This is a genomic window from Mangrovibacterium diazotrophicum (assembly GCF_003610535.1).
Lineage (GTDB): Bacteria > Bacteroidota > Bacteroidia > Bacteroidales > Prolixibacteraceae > Mangrovibacterium > Mangrovibacterium diazotrophicum.
In genome coordinates, this window is sequence record NZ_RAPN01000001.1 from 2566998 (window position 1) to 2585823 (window position 18826).

The following is an 18826-nucleotide window of genomic DNA, read 5'->3' on the forward strand; positions in this document are numbered from 1 at the left end:
AAAAATTGTAAATTAATTTCCCATCTCCGACATGAACTTAATCCGCATCAATCGAATGTCCTCTTCCGAGTAATCATCCTCGCCCAATTCGTCCAAAGCTGCCTGGATAGAATCGTCTTCAGCCTCGCGGAAATACTCGTAAACTTCATCCTGATGATCTTCGTCCATCAGTTCATTGATGTAGTAATCGATATTGATCTTGGTACCGGAATTGACAATAGCCTCGATCTCACCAATGAGCTCGTTCATATCGATACTTTTCGAGTCCGCAATATCTTCGAGCGACATTTTACGGTCGATTGCCTGAATAATCTCAACTTTCGTTTTCGATTTGTTGGCAACCGTTTTAACCACCATATCCTGCGCCCGCTCAATGCTGTTATCCTCTACATAATTTGCAATGAGCTCCACAAATTCCTTTCCGTAGCGCTTGGCTTTTCCTTCGCCAACTCCCTGGATATTCTTCAACTCATCGATAGTTATGGGATATTGAATGGACATGTCAGACAAGGACGGGTCCTGGAAGATCACAAACGGAGGCAAGCTCAGTTTTTTGGCAACCTTTTTCCGAAGATCTTTCAGTGCCTCAAACAACTCGGGATCGCCAGCTGAACCGGACGACGGACCTGAAACTGTATTGTACTCTTCTTCCAGCTCGGTGTAATTGTGGTTCCGAACCAACAAGAAAGGCTGAGGTTTCTCGATAAACTCGAGCCCTTTGGGCGTGAGTTTTAATAATCCGTAATTCTCAATATCCTTGCTAATCAACCCAGCAATCATACTCTGACGAAATACGGCATTCCAGAAACTGTGGCTGTGATCGTCGCCATTCCCATAAGCTTTCAGTTCATCATGATGAAACGACTTAATCGCAGCTGTCATCTTCCCGGTTAAAATATCCGAGATGTGCTCCGCCTTGTACTTTTCTTTGACTTCCTGAATTGCTAATAAAGCGCGATGCACTTCATCCTGCGCCTGCACCTGCTCCTTCGGATTCAAACAGTTGTCGCAATTACCACAAGGTTCATCGAGTGTTTCGCCAAAATAATTCAGCAGAATGATCCGGCGGCAAATCGCAGACTCGGCGTAAGAAGCAGTATCCAGCAACAACTGGCGACCGATTTCCTGTTCTGCCACCGGCTTTCCCTGCATAAATTTCTCCAGTTTCTGGATGTCTTTATAAGAATAGAAAACCAAACATTGTCCTTCGCCGCCATCGCGCCCGGCACGCCCAGTTTCCTGGTAGTAACCTTCCAAGCTTTTCGGAATATCGTAGTGAATCACGAATCGAACATCCGGTTTGTCAATTCCCATCCCGAATGCAATTGTTGCGACGATCACGTCAACTTCTTCCATCAGGAATTTATCCTGGTTACCGCTACGGGTTGCCGAATCCATACCGGCATGGTAGGCCAACGCACGAATGCCGTTGACAGTGAGTAATTCCGCCAATTCTTCAACCTTCTTGCGACTCAAACAATAAATGATACCGCTCTTCCCTTCATTTTCTTTAATGAAGCGAATGATCTGTGCCTCCGGCTTCGCCTTTGGCTTAATCGCGTAGTACAGGTTCGGACGATTGAAGGACGCTTTGAAAACGTTCGCGCCCAACATACCGAGGTTCTTTTGAATATCGTGCTGAACTTTAGCTGTTGCTGTTGCCGTTAAAGCTATAATCGGAGCGGCACCGATATCCTGAATAATGGGACGGATTCGGCGGTATTCCGGTCGAAAATCGTGTCCCCATTCGGAGATACAGTGAGCTTCGTCAATGGCATAAAATGAAATCGTCACTGACTTTAAAAAGTCAACGTTTTCCTGTTTCGTCAATGATTCCGGCGCAACATACAACAACTTTGTTTTCCCATTCGTCACATCATCCTTCACCTGCTGCACCGCTTGTTTCGAAAGCGATGAATTGAGGAAATGCGCAATCCCGTCATCCGTTCCAAAACTCCGAATCGAATCCACCTGATTCTTCATCAAAGCAATTAGCGGAGATATAATGATTGCGGTTCCATCCATTATTAAAGCCGGCAGTTGGTAGCATAACGATTTACCACCTCCGGTTGGCATTAAAACAAAAGTGTCTTTTCCATCCAAAACACTTTTGATTACCTCTTCCTGCTGACCTTTAAAACGATCAAAACCAAAGTATTTCTGGAGTTGATCGGTCAATGTGAGATTATTCTCCATAAAGCCAATAAAATTTTGATCTCCTTAATCACGCGTTTTTTATGCGAAATCTAAGATAGCTAAAAACATTTTCATATCGCAACGATATTTTTGAAATTAAGGTGTTTTCACAAGGCTTTCGAAATTTTAAGTTTTTGCTTTTGGGTACTATTCTGAATATAAAACTATATTTGTTCCCGTTTGCCTGCGCGATATCAGGCAACTAAAATTCAACCCATTTGCGCAATATGGCCGAAGAGCAAAGCACCAAAAAAAGAGTCAAGGAAAAAGTGGAAGAAGTTGAGATGTCCTTCCTGGAACACCTGGAAGTTTTGCGCTGGCACCTGATCCGGGCATTCGCATCCATCTTCATTTTTTCGATTCTGGCTTTCATTAATAAGGATATCATTTTCGATAAAATAATTATGAGTCCCAAGATGCCGGACTTCTGGACCAACCGGATGTTTGCCAAGTTGGCTGACTTCACCGGAGCCGATTCACTAAGAATAAACACGACGGAACTCAAACTTATCAGTATTTCGATGGCCGGCCAATTCATGACGCACATCTGGACCTCGATTATTGCAGGCGTAATTATTGCCGCGCCCTATGTGATTTGGGAATTCTGGCGATTTATAAAACCGGCTTTGTACGACACCGAACGCAAACACTCGGTAGGTGCCGTTTTCTATATGACATTCTTATTTCTGACCGGCGTGCTGTTCGGATACTATTTAATAGTACCGTTGTCTGTTCACTTTTTGGGTTCCTACTCCATCAGCGGGGAAGTTGCCAACCAGATTAATGTACTGTCCTACATCAGTACCGTTTCATCTATCACCATCGCTAGTGGTGTTATTTTTGAATTGCCCGTTTTCGTGTATTTTCTGAGCAAAGTGGGCATACTGTCTCCGCAATTGATGAAAAAATACCGGAGACACGCCTACGTACTGCTGCTGATTATTTCAGCAATTATTACTCCGCCGGATGTTTTCAGCCAAATTATGGTTTGCTTACCTTTGGTATTCCTTTATGAAGTAGGAATTATTATATCGAAACGCGTGCAGAAAAAAGCCAATGCTGCGATGAATGCAGCTTAAGCGAAAAGCAATGAAATTAAAGCTATGAAATTAAGAGCCGATAATATTGTCAAGAAATATAAAAAGAGGACCGTTGTAAAAGGTGTCTCTTTCGAAGTTAACCAAGGTGAAATCGTTGGACTTCTTGGCCCTAACGGAGCCGGGAAAACCACTTCATTCTACATGATCGTCGGATTGGTTCAGCCTTTGAGCGGACACGTTTACCTCGACGATCTGGATATTACCGACATGCCCGTTTACAAACGTGCACAAAAAGGAATCGGCTACCTGGCACAGGAAGCATCGGTATTTCGCAAGCTTAGTATCGAAGATAACCTGCGCGCTGTTTTAGAGATGACTAAATTGACGAAAGCGGCGCAAAATGAAAAAATTGAATCGTTACTCGAGGAATTCCGTCTGACACACATTCGAAAAAGTAAAGGTTACCAGCTTTCAGGTGGTGAACGGCGTCGCTGCGAAATTGCACGTGCACTCGCCATCAACCCGAAATTTGTATTGCTCGATGAGCCTTTTGCCGGCGTTGACCCCATCGCGGTAGAAGATATCCAGGAAATTGTACGCACCCTGGTCGAAAAAAACATTGGTGTTTTGATTACCGACCACAACGTACACGAAACTTTGTCGATCACCGACCGCTCATACCTGTTGTTCGAAGGATCGATCCTAAAGGCCGGAACAGCAGAGGATTTGGCGAATGACGAAGATGTTCGACGGGTCTACCTGGGGCAGAATTTCACCCTGCGTTAAACCCGCAAACTAAAAAATATCCCAAAGAAGTTTTATTTCTCTTTGCAGATGTAAAAATAATGATTTACATTTGCGCCTCGATTAGCGGACGTGGCGGAATTGGTAGACGCGCTAGACTTAGGATCTAGTGTCTTACGGCGTGGGGGTTCGAGTCCCTTCGTCCGCACAAAAGAAAAGCTCAACCGCTATGCTTGGTTCTCAATCAAGCATGCGGTTTTTATTGATTTAAGACGTTGGTTAACGACCGACTTTCAACGGTAACTAATTGGTTATCCGTTCTTTTTCCAAAAAATTAAGTGGAACTTTTATGAATATTACAAAAGAAAACATCAACGAGCTAACAGCTACAATTACCGTTAAAATTGATAAAAATGATTACGAAGCAACGGTAAATGACGTTTTAAAAGACTACCGCAAAAAGGCAAACATGCCTGGTTTCCGTCCTGGTAAAGTTCCTGCAGGATTGGTTAAGAAAATGTACGGAAAAGCCATCCTGGCCGACGAGGTCAACAAAATGCTTTCAAACAAACTGTCACAATATATCGTTGACGAAAAACTTAATATTTTAGGAGAACCTCTTCCAAACGAAGAAAAACAACCTAAAATCGATTGGGAAACAACTGAAGATTTCGAATTCGTTTTCGACATCGCTGTTGCTCCTGAAATCGAAGTTAAACTGGACAAACGCAAAAAGTTTGTTTACTACAACATCGAAGTAGATGCTGATATGGTAAGCAAACAAATCGAATCATATACAAGCCGTTTCGGTCAAAACGAAGCTGCAGAAGTTGCGGGCGAAAAAGACACCTTACGTGGTGATTTCGTTCAACTGGATGCAGAAGGCAACGAACTGGAAGATGGAATCAAAGCTGAAAAAGTTGTGATCGCTATCGACCTGATGAAAGACGAAGCTGTTAAAAACGAAGCGATCGGTAAAAAAGCAGGCGACGTTTTGGTTTTCGACCCGGTAGCTGTTTACGAAAGCAAACACGAAGTTGGTCACATGCTGAACCTTTCACACGAAGAAGCTGAAAACATTGAAGGAAACTTCAAATTCACGATCGAAGAAGTGTTGAGCTTCAAAGAAGCTGAGATTAACGAAGATCTGTTCAAAAAAGCTTTCGGCGAAGAAACTGAAGTGAAAACTGAAGAAGAATTCCGCGCGAAACTGCAATCAGAATTAGAAGAAAACTTCAAATACTCAAGCGACTACAAATTCGCTTTGGATAGCCGCGACGCATTGGTTGAAAAAACAGCCATTGAACTTCCGGAAGAATTCCTGAAACGTTGGTTGAAATTAACAAACGAGGAATTAACTGACGAGCAAATCGACGCTGATTTCGACAACTTCATGCAAGACCTGCGCTGGCAGTTGATCAAAGATCGTTTGATTAAAGACAACGAGCTTAAAATTGAAGAAGGCGAAATCAAAGAATTGGCAAAACGAGTTGCTGCAATGCAATTTAGCCAGTACGGAATGCACAATGTGCCTGACGAACACCTGGAAAACTACGCCGGACACATTCTTCAAAACGAAGAAGAACGCAAGCGTTTAGCCAACAAAGCAATCGAAGACAAAATTCTGGAAGTCATTAAATCAAAAGTAACCTTGGATGAAAAACCAATTAGTTACGATGAATTTAACAAATTGCTTGAAAAGTAGTCCCCGACAATAGGGCAAAAGCATATTTTTTTAACTTTGTAAAAGTCGGTTCTCGTGCGCTTTCCAAAAGGTGGATGAGTTTGATGAAACCGATTTTTACAAAGTTTTTTTTTAACTGGAGGACAACAAATGAACGACGCAAAAGAATTCCAAAAATATGCTACCAAACACAAGGGTATCAGCAGTTTAACTATGCATCGATATGATTCGATCTTTACAAATAGCCTGACCCCTTATATCATTGAAGAACGCCAACTGAATGTAGCATCAATGGATGTTTTCTCTCGTTTGATGATGGATCGCATCATTTTCCTGGGAACACCAATTGACGATTACGTGGCGAATATCATCCAAGCCCAGCTATTATTTATGGAATCGACCGATCCGACCAAGGATATTCAAATTTATTTTAATACTCCCGGAGGATCTGTTCATGCCGGTTTAGGCATTTACGATACCATGCAATATATCAACCCGGATATTGCTACAATCTGTACAGGTATGGCAGCATCAATGGGTGCAGTCCTTTTGACTGCCGGTGCTGAAGGGAAACGCTCGGCCCTGAAACACTCTCGCGTGATGATTCACCAACCAATGGGTGGCGCACAGGGACAAGCATCCGACATTGAGATCACTGCGCGTGAGATCTTGAAATTGAAAAAAGAATTATACGACATTATCGCCAAACATGCTCATAAATCATTTGATGAAGTAGAACGCGATGCGGACCGTGACTACTGGATGACTTCAGAAGAAGCGAAGGAATACGGCATGATCGATGAGATTTTGGTGAGAAGCTAAAGCATTTGACAAAGGAGAATAAATAGTATGGATAAATGTTCTTTTTGCGGACGGGAGAAAAAAGATGTCAACCTGTTGATTGCAGGAATGGAAGGTCACATTTGTGACCGCTGTATTGAGCAGGCTTACGCCATCGTTGAAGAAGAATTCAAAACAGATACGGAATTTGATCTCACGGGCGTCAAACTCCTGAAACCAAAAGAAATTAAAGAGTTTCTGGATCAATATGTCATTGGGCAAGACCAAGCCAAAAAGATCCTTTCTGTAGCCGTTTACAACCACTACAAACGTTTGAATCAAAAGATTCAGACGGACGAAACTGAGATTGAAAAATCAAATATCATTTTGGTTGGACAAACCGGTACCGGCAAAACTTTGCTGGCTCGCACAATCGCAAAAATGCTTCACGTTCCTTTCACCATCGTTGATGCAACGGTTTTGACCGAAGCGGGTTACGTAGGTGAAGACGTGGAAAGTTTGCTGACTCGTTTGTTGCAGGCAGCCGACTACAACGTGGAAGCTGCAGAGCGCGGTATTGTGTTCATCGACGAAATCGACAAAATCGCCCGCAAAGGAGACAATCCTTCTATCACCCGCGACGTGTCCGGCGAAGGTGTTCAACAAGGTTTGCTGAAGTTGCTGGAAGGTTCGGTAGTGAATGTTCCGCCACAAGGTGGACGTAAACACCCGGAACAAAAAATGATCGCTGTGAATACAAAGAATATTCTTTTCATTTGCGGCGGCGCATTTGACGGTATCGAGAAGAAGATTGCCAACCGGATGAACACCAAAGTAGTTGGTTACGGCGCCCAAAAGAAATTGGACAAAGTTGACAAGGAGAATATGCTGCAGTATGTTGCACCGCAGGACCTGAAGAGCTTCGGTTTAATTCCAGAGATCATTGGCCGTTTGCCGGTGTTGACTTACCTGAAGCCGCTCGACCGTGAAGCCTTGCGCAATATCCTGACAGAGCCGAAGAATTCGCTGATCAAGCAGTACGTGAAATTGTTTGATCTGGACGGTATTGAACTGAGTTTCGACGAGGATGCGTTGGAGTACATTGTTGACAAAGCGGTAGAGTTCAACTTGGGTGCCCGTGGGCTTCGCTCAATTTGCGAAAACATCATGATTGATGCCATGTACGACAGTCCGTCGGACGGAGTGAAAGCACTGAGCATCTCCCGCGAATACGCCGAATCGAAATTCGATACGGAAGATCATCACAGATTAAAAGCTAGCTAATAAATATAAATGCCGGATGTAATGTCCGGCATTTTTTTGTCGAACCTTACTTATTCTTCATGATTCGCTTCAAGAACGTATCCCTCACATTGGGGAATAAGCAATTGCTCGAACAGTTCAACCTGAACATCGCCAAAGGCGACAAAGTCGTCATTTCCGCTCCTTCCGGTGCCGGGAAATCTACCCTATTGAAATTATTGCTCGGCTTCTTCGAGCCGGATGAAGGCAGGATTCTTTTCAACCAGAAAGAATTGAGGCCGGAGAACATGCGACTGATTCGAAGCCAGATCGGCTACTTGAGCCAGGATATTGATCTGCCAAACGGCAAGGTCGAAGAAGTTTTTGACGAAATCTTTCACTACGCTGTCAATCGCAACATCAACTACAGCCGCGACATGCTAATTGAAAAAATCAGGGAAGTCAATTTAAAGGAAGATATCCTTGCCAAAAACACAATTGACATTTCCGGTGGTGAACGGCAGCGTTTGGGCTGGATTTTAGTGATGCTGCTTAACCGCCCGGTTCTTCTGCTCGACGAACCAACCTCCGCGCTGGATGAAGCGATGAAAAACTATTTCGTCGATTACATCAAGCAAACGAAGAAGACAGTCATCTGCTCCAGCCACGACAAGGAATGGCACACCGAGCCTATGCGAATTATTACAAACCTAAGATCATGAATACACCACACATCAGCATATTGGGTGCCGCTGCGGGATTGCTGTTAATCCTTCCTGCCGTATTACTGGTGTGGAAACTCAAATTAGGCTTCAACCGGCAACTGATTACCGGAGCCGGCCGCATGGTCATTCAGCTCTCGTTCGTTGGCCTTTACCTCATTTATATTTTCAAACTCGACAGCATCCTCATCAACATTGCCTACCTCGGCATGATGGTGTTCTTCGCCGCTTTATCGGGCATCAAAAACTCGTCGCTTAGGTTGAAACGTTTTTTACTACAGACTTTCCTGGCAATGCTGTTTCCGACCTTTTTCACCTTATTCTATTTCAACTTGCTTGTTGTTCAGATCCCGAATGTTTTTCGGGCGGACATCATGATCCCCATTGGTGGAATGATGCTCGGCAATATCCTGAAGTCGAACATCGTCGCCTTGAAAACCTTTTTCACGCTCGTCAAGCGCGAAGAGAAAGTTTACCTGTACCTACTGGCGACAGGGGCAACCCGCAACGAAGCATTGCGCCCGTTTTTTAAAGAAGCCGTTAGGACAGCCATGGCACCCAACTTAGCTATGATGGCCACCGCGGGCCTGGTGTCACTCCCCGGCATGATGACCGGGCAGATTATTGGTGGCTCCGACCCGGCATTGGCGGTCAAGTACCAGATTATGCTGATGATCATGATCTTCTTCACCGGCCTGGTCAGTATTCTTATTCAGTTGTATTTTGCCGTCAAACAAGGCTTCGACAGCAACGACCGTTTTGATAAAAGTGTACTTCGCCCCTGAGCCACTCACCTTATAAAATATTAACAAAAGAAGTGTCCTATTCAAACAACCATCGCCTGTCCGCAGCGTTCTTCTTCTAGCAAATTGAAAAAACAGAAAATATGAATTGGAGAAGACTCTCGAGTTTTGTGATCGCAATTCTCATCCTCACGAGCGCATCGTTTGCACAAAGCGATAAACTGAAAGAACTGGACATCAACCTGGAAAATTACAAATATCCGTACCCGGTTCACTTCATCACCCTGAACGACCAACAACAATCGTTGAAGATGGCGTACATGGACGTACAGCCAAGTCACCCGAACGGCAAAGTCGTGATGCTTTTACATGGAAAAAACTTTAACGGCGCTTACTGGGGTGAAACAGCAGCCAGACTATCGAAAGAAGGTTTTCGGGTCATTATCCCTGACCAGATTGGATTTGGAAAGTCGACAAAACCCGAGCACTATCAATACACTTTCCAACAGTTAGCCTTGAATACAAAAGCGATCCTAGACACCCTGGGAATCGAAAAGACCAGTGTATTGGGACATTCCATGGGTGGAATGGTTGCTACCCGTTTTGTGCTGATGTTTCCGGATCGAACAGACAAGTTCATCCTGGAAAACCCGATTGGGTTGGAAGACTGGAAGCTGAAAGTTCCATACAAAACTATTGACTGGTGGTACCAAAGCGAACTAAAGAAATCGTACGAAGGCGTCAAGAAGTACCAGCTGGATAGTTATTACGACAACAAATGGAAACCGGAGTACGACGAATGGGTGAACCTGCTTGCAGGTTGGACGCTGAATAAGGACTATCCCTTGATTGCCTGGAATGCTGCTCTGACTTACGATATGATTTTTACCCAGCCGGTATGTTACGAGTTTAAAAATGTGACAGCGCCTACTTTGCTTATCATCGGACAGCGCGACCGCACGGCATTGGGGAAACCGCTGGTAAGTACTGAAGTTCGGGCTACGATGGGCAACTATCCCGAACTGGGACGTAAAACGCAAAAGGAAATTAAGGGAAGCCAATTGGTCGAAATCGACAACATTGGTCACCTCCCGCATATCGAAGCCTTTGATCAGTTTATTGAACCGCTGGTGAAGTTCTTAAAAGAATAGATTTTAGTTAGTGAGGGCATGACTTCGAGTCATCCCCTCACTATCTCCGCAATCCCTTTAATCCTCCAAAAATTTAGCCGGTAACTCTTTGCTGGCTTTCGCTCCAAGTTCGCGTAATTTTTCGGCCGAGCGAATCAGGTTTCCGCGACCATCGTACAACTTGTTCATCGCCAAATCATAGTTCTTCCGGGTCTGGTCCAGGTTATTGCCAATCTTTTCCAGGTCGGCAATAAAGCTCACAAACTTATCGTACAAAGCTCCACCTTGACGCGCAATTTCGATGGCGTTGCGGGTCTGGTTTTCCTGTTGCCAAATGGACGCAATTGTTCGCAGAGTGGCCAGCAAAGTTGAAGGACTTACGATGACCACTTTGTTATCCCAGGCATACGAAAACAGTTCCTGGTCGGCCTCGATGGCAACGCTAAAGGAAGACTCGATCGGGACGAACAATAACACAAAATCGGGACTATTAATCCCTTGCGCCAACTGATAGTGTTTTTCGCTTAACAACTTCACATGCGATTTCAAGCTCGCGAGGTGCTCCTTGATATGACGGGCACGCTCATCGTCGTCCGTTGCATTCACCCAGCGCTCGTAAGCAATCAGCGACACCTTTGAGTCGACAATGATATGTTTTTGATCCGGCAGGTTAATAACCACATCCGGCTGAATGCGCTGTCCGTTATCGTTCAGTGTACTGAATTGCTTGCTGTACTCCTGTCCTTCCTTCAAGCCCGAGCGTTCGAGAATCTTTTCCAGGATAACCTCGCCCCAGTTTCCTTGTTTTTTCACATCCCCTTTCAACGCTTTGGTCAGGTTGTTAGCTTCATCACTGATCTTCATGTTCAGGTCATGAAGCTTTTTCAACTCTGCTTTCAAGTCGGTTTGATCTTTCAATCCTTTCTCGTAAGTGTCTTCAACCTTCTTTTCAAAAAGCTGGATTTTCTCCCGAAGTGGATTCAGAATCTCACTGATATTTTTCTGATTGACTTGGGTGAATTCCTGTGAGTTTTGCTTCAGTATCTTGTGCGCTACATTTTCAAACTCAATAGTGAACTTCTTCTGTAAATCCTCCATCTCCTGTTTTTGATTAGCGAGCTTTTCGCGCAGGTTCGCGAACTCAACTTCTGCTTTTGCGAGTCGCTCCGCTTTCTGGTCATTCTCTGCCTGAACAGACACCAATCTCGCATCCAGACGATCCTTTTCCGAAGCCAGGTTTAAAACCCGCTCTTCCAGCTGAGCTTTATTTTTTTCGTACTCGGTTTGAACAAGCATTCGCTCTGCTTCAACTGACTTTGTCTCCAGCTCCGAAGACTTCGACTTCAACTTAAAAACAAGAAATGCGACCAGAAAACCAATTAACAGGCCAACAAGCAGATAGATAAATTCCATTACTGATCAATTTTGTTGGCTAAATGTACAAAGAACTAACACATCTGAAAAGAAAGATTCGGACGTTTTACGAAGAGGTACCAGCTGATGAAAGATGCCTTTAGCCGTATTCACAAGATGCGATACAACTAAATGTTTTTATAGCTCAAACCAAGGTTGTAAATTTATGGGCGATTCATAAAACAGAAACAATTCTTAGTTTTCACTTTAAATTCTATGACCATGAAAAAAATTATCGGATTGGCGGTCGTTCTGATTTGGGCTTTAAGTACGCAAGCCCAGGGCGAGAAAATAGGCCTGCGTGTAGGTTACCAAAACACCATGATGAAAGTGGATGGCAGCAAAATAGGGGACACAGGGAGCTCTTTCTTCCTGAATGTGTACAAAGACGCGCGAATAATTCCTTTCCTTTTCGTTCATTCGGGCTTGCAGTACTCGCAGGCGAAGGCTGACATCAGCGGAGACAATTACACCATTAACTATTTGGGAGCACCTGTTGGATTGAAGGCCAAACTTGGCCCTGTTTACGGATTGGCTGGAGCAACATTCAATGTCAAGCTCAGCGAAAAAAATTCTCCAACGGGCGACGATGCAAAGTGGTACGACACGAACACCTTTGTCGGCTTGGGCTTCAATATTCTAATGCTGAATATAGAGGGACGCTACTCGTGGGGATTGACCGACATCAACAGCGGCATCCACAACGATGCCTTCCAAATTGGCCTGGGAATAAGATTCTAAGCAACCAAGACACGAAATAGAAAAGGCGCCCGATTTTAAGCGAGCGCCTTTTTGTATTTTCTAATGGGAAAGCGGCAAAAAACAAAAAACCACCAGTTTTAAGCTGATGGTTTAGGATAATTACAATTCAATATTTTTAGCAATTGTAGCTGCTATTTCGGCAAACTGTTCCGGAGTAAATTTCTTTTTATCCGAAAAGTTCAGCAAATCGGCTTCGGTTTGCATGGGCACCAGGTGAACATGTGCGTGGGGCACTTCCAAACCCAAAACCATTACGCCAACTTTAGCGCAAGGAACAGCTTGTTTCAAGCCCTTTGCTACTTTCTTGGCGAACAGCTGCAAACCAATGTAAGTTTCGTCATCCAAATCAAACAGGTAGTCAACTTCTTTCTTCGGAATGCACAACACATGTCCTTTGGCTACCGGGAAAATATCCAGGAATGCCAGGTAGTTGTCATCCTCAGCCACCTTGTAGGCGGGGATTTCTCCTTGAACGATTCGGGTAAACAAACTTGCCATAATCTCTTACAGTGAAATGTCAATAATTTCAAATGCAACCACTCCCGACGGAACTTTAATGTCCACCACATCGCCAACTTTTTTACCGATCAGGCCTTTGGCAATAGGAGTTTCAATCGAGATTTTTCCCGATTTCAGATCTGCTTCGTGTTCCGAAACAATGGTGTAAACCATCGTCGCGTTGTTCTTTTTGTTCTTGATAGTTACCTTATTCAGGATTTGAACCTGGTCGGTATCAATCTTTGATTCATCAATAATACGGGCGTTGGCAATTTTATCGCGTAAAACAGCGATTTTTGCTTCCAACATTCCCTGCGCATCTTTTGCGGCGTCGTATTCTGCATTTTCGGAGATATCACCTTTTTCAATGGCTTCTCCAATTTGCTTTGAAATTGCAGGACGCTCAACATTCATCAAGTGTTCGAGCTCTCCTTTCAGCTTGTTCAAACCATCTTGAGTGATATAGGTCGCCTTTCCCATTTCTTAAACTTTTATTTTTAATGTTATGACTTCATATAAACAAAAAAGAATTCCGGCGAGCGGAACTCTTTGTGTATGCAAAGCTAATTAAAATATTTGATTTTAGCGAACGGTGTGTTCTAAAATTGTTTTTAAAACACTGCTAATTAAAAAGTTCTAATATTTCCGATTGATAATTTCGGAGTACAAAACTGCTTTCCGAAGCGAAAAATCTTTCATGATCAGATTCTTCGGACTGAGCTTCGCTTCGTCCTCCAACGAAAGCTTTTCAACCTCAAGCGTCTTCATTTTTCGTTCCGGCCGACTGTAGGAATGTCTCAAACTTTCACGCATCAACGGCTTATGTTCCATCTTTGCCGGAGCCTCCATTTTCGCTGGCGCTTTCATCTTCTCTTTCTTCGTCGGGGCAGGTGCCCGTTTAACGACTGGCGGCGGCACCAGGTTGTCTTCCTGCCCTCCTGTCATAAACAGGTCTCCTTCGAAAATTTCCTCGAAGACCGATCTCGAAGGGCGTTCATTCTCGTCCATACCGCGCATAGCCTCTTCCCGCTTCTTCTTTTGCTTATTCATGGCTCCAAACACCGACAGCGCAATTGCTATTAGTATAAAAATATAGTCTTCCATGATCTTGTTTTTTCGCGGCAATGAAATAAATTGCCAACTCTTTCGGTTTTGTTTATAAAGGTATAAAAAATGAACGGCATCAAACGATATTTACTGCGAATTACTTTTGCACTGGCGATTGTCACAGCTGTAAGCACTTCTTGCTCCGACAATTTCGAATCGTCGATCCCGTACGTGTATGTCAACCTCTCCATAAACATGGTAAATTATAACGACCTGACCGTACCCGGCAACGCAGTACTATTGAGCGGTGGATACGCCGGAATCATTGTTCTGTACAACGGTGTGCAATACTTTGCATATGACGCTGCGTGTCCATACGAAGCCTCACAAAGCTGCACGATATCGGTTGAAGGCGGAATAGGCACCTGCTCCTGTTGCGGGTCACAATTTAACCTCTGGGATGGTGGTTACGTGATGTCGGGATCTGCCGACGAGCCCTTGCTGCAATACCAGGCAACGGCCTCAGAAAACCGCTTGTACATTACCAACTAACCGAGCTCGTAAACCTGCTCGCTTCCCAAGTCGAATAAAAACACCCGGTCGAATCCGGAGTCAAAATTCAGGTTTTCGAGTTTGTTCTGAAGATTGAAATTGACCTCTGTCTTGATGGTTTCTGCATGAATCAGCAGCCAAATCCGATGAAGTTTCTTGCGCTGATAGAGGTAAAGCTTCTCCTCTTTGGCGGCAATTGTCTCCATAATATTTTCGATTAGTTGGGATGGATTCAACAAGCGCCCTGTTTGGTGGATAAAGTCCTGCCCTTTCAGCCCGGTCAATTCAATTCCGATTGACTTACGGGTATTGAGCCTAACCTGGAAATCGGGTGACTCTCCTGCCTGCAACTTTCCTTTGGGAAACTCATCAAAAAGAATGGTAAACCGCTGAAGTATCTCCTTTTCCTGTTGCTTATCCATGACTTGAAGATACGAAAAAAGCAGCCCGGGAGCTGCTTTTGAATTATTCTGGTTTAAAACCGATTAATAGCGGTAGTGATCCGGCTTGTAAGGACCTTCCTGTGGAACGCCCAGGTAAGAAGCCTGATCTTTTGAAAGTTTCGTCAGTTTAACACCCAATTGCTCCAGGTGCAAACGTGCAACTTCTTCATCCAAATGTTTCGGCAAACGATAAACATCCAGTTCGTAATCGTTTCTCCAAAGTTCAATTTGTGCCAATGTTTGGTTGGTAAACGAGTTACTCATAACGAAACTTGGGTGGCCGGTTGCACATCCCAGGTTCACCAAACGACCTTCGGCCAGCAGGTAAATTGAACGACCATCTTCGTATGTGTATTTGTCAACCTGTGGTTTGATGTTTGTTTTCACGATACCAGCCCAACGCTCCAAACGTGAAACCTGAATCTCGTTGTCGAAGTGACCAATGTTACAAACAATGGCCTGGTCTTTCATCGCGGCCATATGCTCAGCTGTAATGATATCTTTGTTTCCGGTTGTCGTTACGTAGATGTTTCCTTCAGCCAGCGCATCTTCCATAGTTTTCACTTCGAAACCTTCCATAGCAGCTTGCAGCGCGCAAATCGGGTCAATCTCGGTTACAATCACACGGGCACCGTAACCACGCATGGAACGGGCACAACCTTTACCAACGTCACCGTAACCTGCAACAACAACTACTTTACCGGCAATCATTACATCGGTGGCACGCTTAATACCATCAGCCAGCGATTCGCGGCAACCATACAAGTTATCGAATTTTGATTTTGTTACCGAGTCGTTCACATTGATGGCGGGGAAAAGCAATTTTCCTTCTTCCATCATTTGGTACAAACGGTGAACACCTGTTGTTGTTTCCTCGCTCACACCACGAATTTCTTTCGCAGCTTCAGTCCAACGAGTTGGTGTTTCGGCCAAAATGCGTTTCAGTGCTTTATTCAGTTGAATTTCGTCTTCTGCTTCAACGGCAACATCCAAAATTGAAGGATCTTTTTCTGCATCAACTCCGCGGTGGATCATGATGGTTGCATCACCTCCGTCGTCAACAATCAAGTTTGGACCAAGGCCGTTGCCAAAATCCAGGGCTTTTTCAGTACACCACCAGTACTCGGCCAATGTTTCGCCTTTCCAGGCAAAAACAGGCACGCCGGCAGCAGCAATCGCAGCAGCAGCATGATCCTGCGTACTAAAAATGTTACAGCTGGCCCAACGCACTTCAGCACCCAACTCAACCAATGTTTCAATCAACACCGCTGTTTGAATGGTCATGTGCAAAGAGCCCATCACGCGGGCACCTTTCAACGGTTTTTCCGTTGAATATTTTTTACGGATCGACATCAATCCGGGCATTTCTTTCTCAGCAATCTCAATTTCCTTGCGGCCAAAATCGGCCAACGAAATATCAGCTACTTTGTAATCCAATCGTGTTTCTGTTACTGTCGTCATTCTCAATTAATTTTGGACTGCAAAGATAATTTTTTCACCTGAATTGACCAGTGATTTTTTTATCGGAATGGATATTCTTTGCTTTGGGTAAGTTTACTGCTGACTATCAGCGAGTGTTTGAACCACAACTTGCTTGTCTTCTTCCAGTTGTGCGCGAAGTTCATCAATCGACGAGAATTTCTTTTCTTCCCGGATCCGCGCCACAAATTCCAGTTCAATCTCTTTGTAATACAGATCGCCCTCGAAACCGATGATGTGCACTTCAATACTACGATGATCGGCATTGTGGTTCACAGTCGGACGAATGCCGATATTGAGCATCCCCTGGTGTTTTACGGCCCCAACATTCACATAAACGGCATAAACGCCAAAGCCCGGAATTAATTTATTGGGATCAGACGCTTCGATATTGGCCGTTGGAAACTGAATCTTCCGCCCCAGCTTTTGGCCTTCAACCACATGCCCATGCAGCGTGTAGGGATAGCCCAAATATTTATTGGCGCGCTTCACATTTCCTTCCTGCAACGCATCGCGAATCTTCGTTGAACTGATGTTAACATCGTCCATCAACAAAACATCCAGCTTTTCAAGTTGAAAATTGAACTCCTGCGACAGCCCCTGCAACATTTCGTAACTTCCTTCGCGGTTCTTACCAAACTTGTGATCGTAGCCCACCACCAGTGTTTTTATTTTGAGTTTCTCGACCAAAACCTGGCGCACAAATTCAGAATAACTCAGCTGTGAAAATTCTTTTGTAAACGGGAAAATGATCAGGTGATCGATACCTGCCCGCTCAAACAACCGGATTTTTTCATGCAGTGTTGTCAAAAGCCGAAGATTCCTTTCATCGGGGAACAACACCAACCGAGGATGCGGGTAAAACGTAAAAATAACGCTCTCCCCGTTATTCTGCTTCGCGATCTCTTTTAACCGGTTGATGATTTTGAAATGCCCCAGGTGAACACCATCAAACGAGCCGATGGTGAGGATCGGGTTTTCAACGTGGAAATCATTTATATCTCGGTAAATCTTCATGCTGCTTGTTCTCTCAGGCAGGCCAAAATTACATTTTTTGCTTTGAACATACCTAATGGTATAACAAATTCATGTTTCAAAAGATTGAATCTTCATACCCGATTGATGTTGAAATTATTATTTTTACCGCTCGAATAAAATAAACTTCTGATCAGTGAGAAAATTTGGTATTCTTCTATTAGTGCTGGCAACAGCGATTGTTGCTTGTAATGATGCGTCTCAGTACAAAATTCAAGGAAAAATCAGCAATGCTGATGGTAACTACATTTATTTGGATGAATTGAAGGTATCTTCTACCGAAGCCATTGATTCGGTGATGGTAAAAGAAGACGGCACATTCAGTTTCGAAGGCAATGTCAGCTACCCGACTTTCTTTCTTTTGCGTCTGAATCCGAATAACTTCGTAACTCTTTTGGTTGACTCGGCCGAACATGTAAATGTGGCCGGCGATGCAGCTAACTTCAGCCGCGAGTATTCGGTGACCGGATCTGAAGGTTCACTTTTCGTTCAGGAGCTCAACAAACATCTGAGCCGCACAAAACACCAATTGGATTCAATCCGCTCGCTACAGCTATCCTTCCGGAATGATGCAGAGTTTGCTGAGAAAAAGAAACAATGGGACCAGGAATACTACGAAGTAAGACAAAACCAGGTGGAATATTCACAGAAATTCGTTTCTGACCACCCCTTCTCAATGGCGAACGTATTGGCGCTCTACCAAAAATTCGACGACGATACTTACGTGATTCAGGATTTGCAGTCGCTGAAATTGGCGGCCTCTGCACTAAACTCATTTTACCCGGAATCGGAGCACGTAAAAGCACTTTACGGCAATACGCTGAAGTTGATGGCAGAGGAACGTGCTGCTAAAATGAAACAGATGATCCAGGAACAAGGGGTCAACAGCCCGGATATTGTTCTTCCGAATCCAGACGGAAAAGAAATTGCACTTAGTTCGTTGCGCGGGAAATATGTTCTGCTGCAATTCTGGTCGGCAATGGACCGCGGCAGCCGCATTGCAAACCCGGTATTGGTTGAACTTTACAAAAAATACAAATCAAAAGGCTTCGAAATCTACCAGGTATCGGTTGATGAAAACCGTTATGAATGGCTGGATGCGATCGACAAAGACAAGTTGACGTGGACCAACGTTGGCGACATGAAAGGAAGCAACCAGGCCGTAAGTAACTATAATGTTACCAACATCCCACTGAACTACCTCCTCGATAAGGACGGTGTGATTATTGCCCGCGACCTGAAAGGCCCGAACTTGGATCGGTTATTAGGAGAAATTTTAAATTAACAGTCTGACCAACAATTTCCTTTTGCAACAA

At 44.2% G+C, this 18826-nt stretch carries 19 protein-coding genes and 1 tRNA gene; 12 read left to right on the forward strand and 8 right to left on the reverse strand.

Annotated elements, in window-relative coordinates; translation table 11 throughout:
• Positions 1-12: 12 nt before the first annotated feature.
• Positions 13-2196, reverse strand: a complete 2184-nt coding sequence (gene recQ, locus BC643_RS10145; RefSeq protein WP_120272978.1) for a DNA helicase RecQ — start codon at positions 2194-2196, stop codon at positions 13-15.
• Positions 2197-2423: 227 nt separating this feature from the next.
• On the opposite strand from recQ, the gene tatC reads away from it, so the two are divergent.
• The 9 genes from tatC to BC643_RS10190 all read left to right on the forward strand — a co-directional run bounded on the left by tatC (position 2424) and on the right by BC643_RS10190 (position 10302).
• Positions 2424-3275 (forward strand): twin-arginine translocase subunit TatC, encoded by an 852-nt coding sequence (gene tatC / locus BC643_RS10150; RefSeq protein WP_120272979.1) that lies wholly within the window; start codon positions 2424-2426, stop codon positions 3273-3275.
• A 24-nt stretch (positions 3276-3299) separates the two neighbouring features.
• On the forward strand, positions 3300-4022 hold the full coding sequence (gene lptB / locus BC643_RS10155) for an LPS export ABC transporter ATP-binding protein (RefSeq protein ID WP_120272980.1): 723 nt from the start codon (positions 3300-3302) through the stop codon (positions 4020-4022).
• Positions 4023-4106: 84 nt separating this feature from the next.
• Positions 4107-4188: transfer RNA gene (locus tag BC643_RS10160), tRNA-Leu, on the forward strand.
• Between the two features lie 141 nt (positions 4189-4329).
• Positions 4330-5685: a trigger factor gene (tig, locus tag BC643_RS10165; protein ID WP_120272981.1), complete on the forward strand. Its 1356-nt coding sequence runs from the start codon at positions 4330-4332 to the stop codon at positions 5683-5685.
• 129 nt (positions 5686-5814) lie between these two features.
• Positions 5815-6486: an ATP-dependent Clp endopeptidase proteolytic subunit ClpP gene (clpP, locus tag BC643_RS10170; protein WP_120272982.1), complete on the forward strand. Its 672-nt coding sequence runs from the start codon at positions 5815-5817 to the stop codon at positions 6484-6486.
• Positions 6487-6513: 27 nt separating this feature from the next.
• On the forward strand, positions 6514-7728 hold the full coding sequence (clpX, locus tag BC643_RS10175; RefSeq protein ID WP_120272983.1) for an ATP-dependent Clp protease ATP-binding subunit ClpX: 1215 nt from the start codon (positions 6514-6516) through the stop codon (positions 7726-7728).
• 59 nt (positions 7729-7787) lie between these two features.
• Entirely contained in the window at positions 7788-8408 is a 621-nt protein-coding gene (locus BC643_RS10180; RefSeq protein WP_120272984.1) for an ABC transporter ATP-binding protein, read from the forward strand.
• A complete protein-coding gene (locus tag BC643_RS10185; RefSeq protein WP_170154518.1) occupies positions 8405-9193 on the forward strand; it encodes an ABC transporter permease in 789 nt (262 codons plus the stop codon). Before BC643_RS10180 ends, BC643_RS10185 begins: the two co-directional genes overlap by 4 nt.
• 101 nt (positions 9194-9294) lie before the next feature.
• Complete coding sequence (locus BC643_RS10190; RefSeq protein WP_120272986.1) at positions 9295-10302, forward strand: alpha/beta fold hydrolase; 1008 nt, start codon at positions 9295-9297, stop codon at positions 10300-10302.
• 57 nt (positions 10303-10359) lie between these two features.
• On the opposite strand, the gene rmuC is transcribed toward BC643_RS10190, so the two are convergent.
• A complete protein-coding gene (gene rmuC, locus BC643_RS10195; RefSeq protein ID WP_120272987.1) occupies positions 10360-11694 on the reverse strand; it encodes a DNA recombination protein RmuC in 1335 nt (444 codons plus the stop codon).
• A gap of 222 nt (positions 11695-11916) precedes the next feature.
• Between rmuC and BC643_RS10200 the strand changes: the two genes are divergently transcribed.
• Positions 11917-12435, forward strand: a complete 519-nt coding sequence (locus BC643_RS10200; protein WP_170154519.1) for an outer membrane beta-barrel protein — start codon at positions 11917-11919, stop codon at positions 12433-12435.
• 120 nt (positions 12436-12555) lie between these two features.
• Here the strand turns inward: BC643_RS10200 and BC643_RS10205 are convergent, their stop codons facing one another.
• The 3 genes from BC643_RS10205 to BC643_RS10215 all read right to left on the reverse strand — a co-directional run bounded on the left by BC643_RS10205 (position 12556) and on the right by BC643_RS10215 (position 14058).
• Entirely contained in the window at positions 12556-12954 is a 399-nt protein-coding gene (locus BC643_RS10205) for an HIT family protein (protein WP_120272989.1), read from the reverse strand.
• Positions 12955-12960: 6 nt separating this feature from the next.
• A complete protein-coding gene (gene greA, locus BC643_RS10210) occupies positions 12961-13434 on the reverse strand; it encodes a transcription elongation factor GreA (protein WP_120272990.1) in 474 nt (157 codons plus the stop codon).
• Positions 13435-13590: 156 nt separating this feature from the next.
• Positions 13591-14058, reverse strand: coding sequence for a hypothetical protein (locus BC643_RS10215; RefSeq protein WP_120272991.1), 468 nt, complete (start codon positions 14056-14058; stop codon positions 13591-13593).
• Positions 14059-14127: 69 nt separating this feature from the next.
• On the opposite strand from BC643_RS10215, the gene BC643_RS10220 reads away from it, so the two are divergent.
• Positions 14128-14553, forward strand: coding sequence for a Rieske (2Fe-2S) protein (locus BC643_RS10220; protein ID WP_120272992.1), 426 nt, complete (start codon positions 14128-14130; stop codon positions 14551-14553).
• On the opposite strand, the gene BC643_RS10225 is transcribed toward BC643_RS10220, so the two are convergent.
• From BC643_RS10225 to BC643_RS10235, 3 genes are all read right to left on the reverse strand, one after another.
• Complete coding sequence (locus BC643_RS10225; protein WP_120272993.1) at positions 14550-14975, reverse strand: hypothetical protein; 426 nt, start codon at positions 14973-14975, stop codon at positions 14550-14552. The genes BC643_RS10220 and BC643_RS10225 overlap by 4 nt on opposite strands.
• 63 nt (positions 14976-15038) lie before the next feature.
• Complete coding sequence (ahcY, locus tag BC643_RS10230; protein ID WP_120272994.1) at positions 15039-16457, reverse strand: adenosylhomocysteinase; 1419 nt, start codon at positions 16455-16457, stop codon at positions 15039-15041.
• A 93-nt stretch (positions 16458-16550) separates the two neighbouring features.
• Positions 16551-17492 (reverse strand): bifunctional riboflavin kinase/FAD synthetase, encoded by a 942-nt coding sequence (locus tag BC643_RS10235; RefSeq protein WP_120272995.1) that lies wholly within the window; start codon positions 17490-17492, stop codon positions 16551-16553.
• Positions 17493-17646: 154 nt separating this feature from the next.
• Here BC643_RS10235 and BC643_RS10240 point away from each other — a divergent pair, with 154 nt between their 5' ends.
• Complete coding sequence (locus BC643_RS10240; protein ID WP_120272996.1) at positions 17647-18795, forward strand: TlpA disulfide reductase family protein; 1149 nt, start codon at positions 17647-17649, stop codon at positions 18793-18795.
• Positions 18796-18826: the final 31 nt, after the last annotated feature.

What these genes read in the sequence shown, in the direction of transcription:
- recQ (WP_120272978.1), bottom strand. Translation starts at nt 2,196, where the DNA reads ATGGAGAATAATCTCACATTGACCGATCAACTCCAGAAATACTTTGGT.
- tatC (WP_120272979.1), top strand. Translation starts at nt 2,424, where the DNA reads ATGGCCGAAGAGCAAAGCACCAAAAAAAGAGTCAAGGAAAAAGTGGAA.
- lptB (WP_120272980.1), top strand. Translation starts at nt 3,300, where the DNA reads ATGAAATTAAGAGCCGATAATATTGTCAAGAAATATAAAAAGAGGACC.
- tig (WP_120272981.1), top strand. Translation starts at nt 4,330, where the DNA reads ATGAATATTACAAAAGAAAACATCAACGAGCTAACAGCTACAATTACC.
- clpP (WP_120272982.1), top strand. Translation starts at nt 5,815, where the DNA reads ATGAACGACGCAAAAGAATTCCAAAAATATGCTACCAAACACAAGGGT.
- clpX (WP_120272983.1), top strand. Translation starts at nt 6,514, where the DNA reads ATGGATAAATGTTCTTTTTGCGGACGGGAGAAAAAAGATGTCAACCTG.
- BC643_RS10180 (WP_120272984.1), top strand. Translation starts at nt 7,788, where the DNA reads ATGATTCGCTTCAAGAACGTATCCCTCACATTGGGGAATAAGCAATTG.
- BC643_RS10185 (WP_170154518.1), top strand. Translation starts at nt 8,405, where the DNA reads ATGAATACACCACACATCAGCATATTGGGTGCCGCTGCGGGATTGCTG.
- BC643_RS10190 (WP_120272986.1), top strand. Translation starts at nt 9,295, where the DNA reads ATGAATTGGAGAAGACTCTCGAGTTTTGTGATCGCAATTCTCATCCTC.
- rmuC (WP_120272987.1), bottom strand. Translation starts at nt 11,694, where the DNA reads ATGGAATTTATCTATCTGCTTGTTGGCCTGTTAATTGGTTTTCTGGTC.
- BC643_RS10200 (WP_170154519.1), top strand. Translation starts at nt 11,917, where the DNA reads ATGAAAAAAATTATCGGATTGGCGGTCGTTCTGATTTGGGCTTTAAGT.
- BC643_RS10205 (WP_120272989.1), bottom strand. Translation starts at nt 12,954, where the DNA reads ATGGCAAGTTTGTTTACCCGAATCGTTCAAGGAGAAATCCCCGCCTAC.
- greA (WP_120272990.1), bottom strand. Translation starts at nt 13,434, where the DNA reads ATGGGAAAGGCGACCTATATCACTCAAGATGGTTTGAACAAGCTGAAA.
- BC643_RS10215 (WP_120272991.1), bottom strand. Translation starts at nt 14,058, where the DNA reads ATGGAAGACTATATTTTTATACTAATAGCAATTGCGCTGTCGGTGTTT.
- BC643_RS10220 (WP_120272992.1), top strand. Translation starts at nt 14,128, where the DNA reads ATGAACGGCATCAAACGATATTTACTGCGAATTACTTTTGCACTGGCG.
- BC643_RS10225 (WP_120272993.1), bottom strand. Translation starts at nt 14,975, where the DNA reads ATGGATAAGCAACAGGAAAAGGAGATACTTCAGCGGTTTACCATTCTT.
- ahcY (WP_120272994.1), bottom strand. Translation starts at nt 16,457, where the DNA reads ATGACGACAGTAACAGAAACACGATTGGATTACAAAGTAGCTGATATT.
- BC643_RS10235 (WP_120272995.1), bottom strand. Translation starts at nt 17,492, where the DNA reads ATGAAGATTTACCGAGATATAAATGATTTCCACGTTGAAAACCCGATC.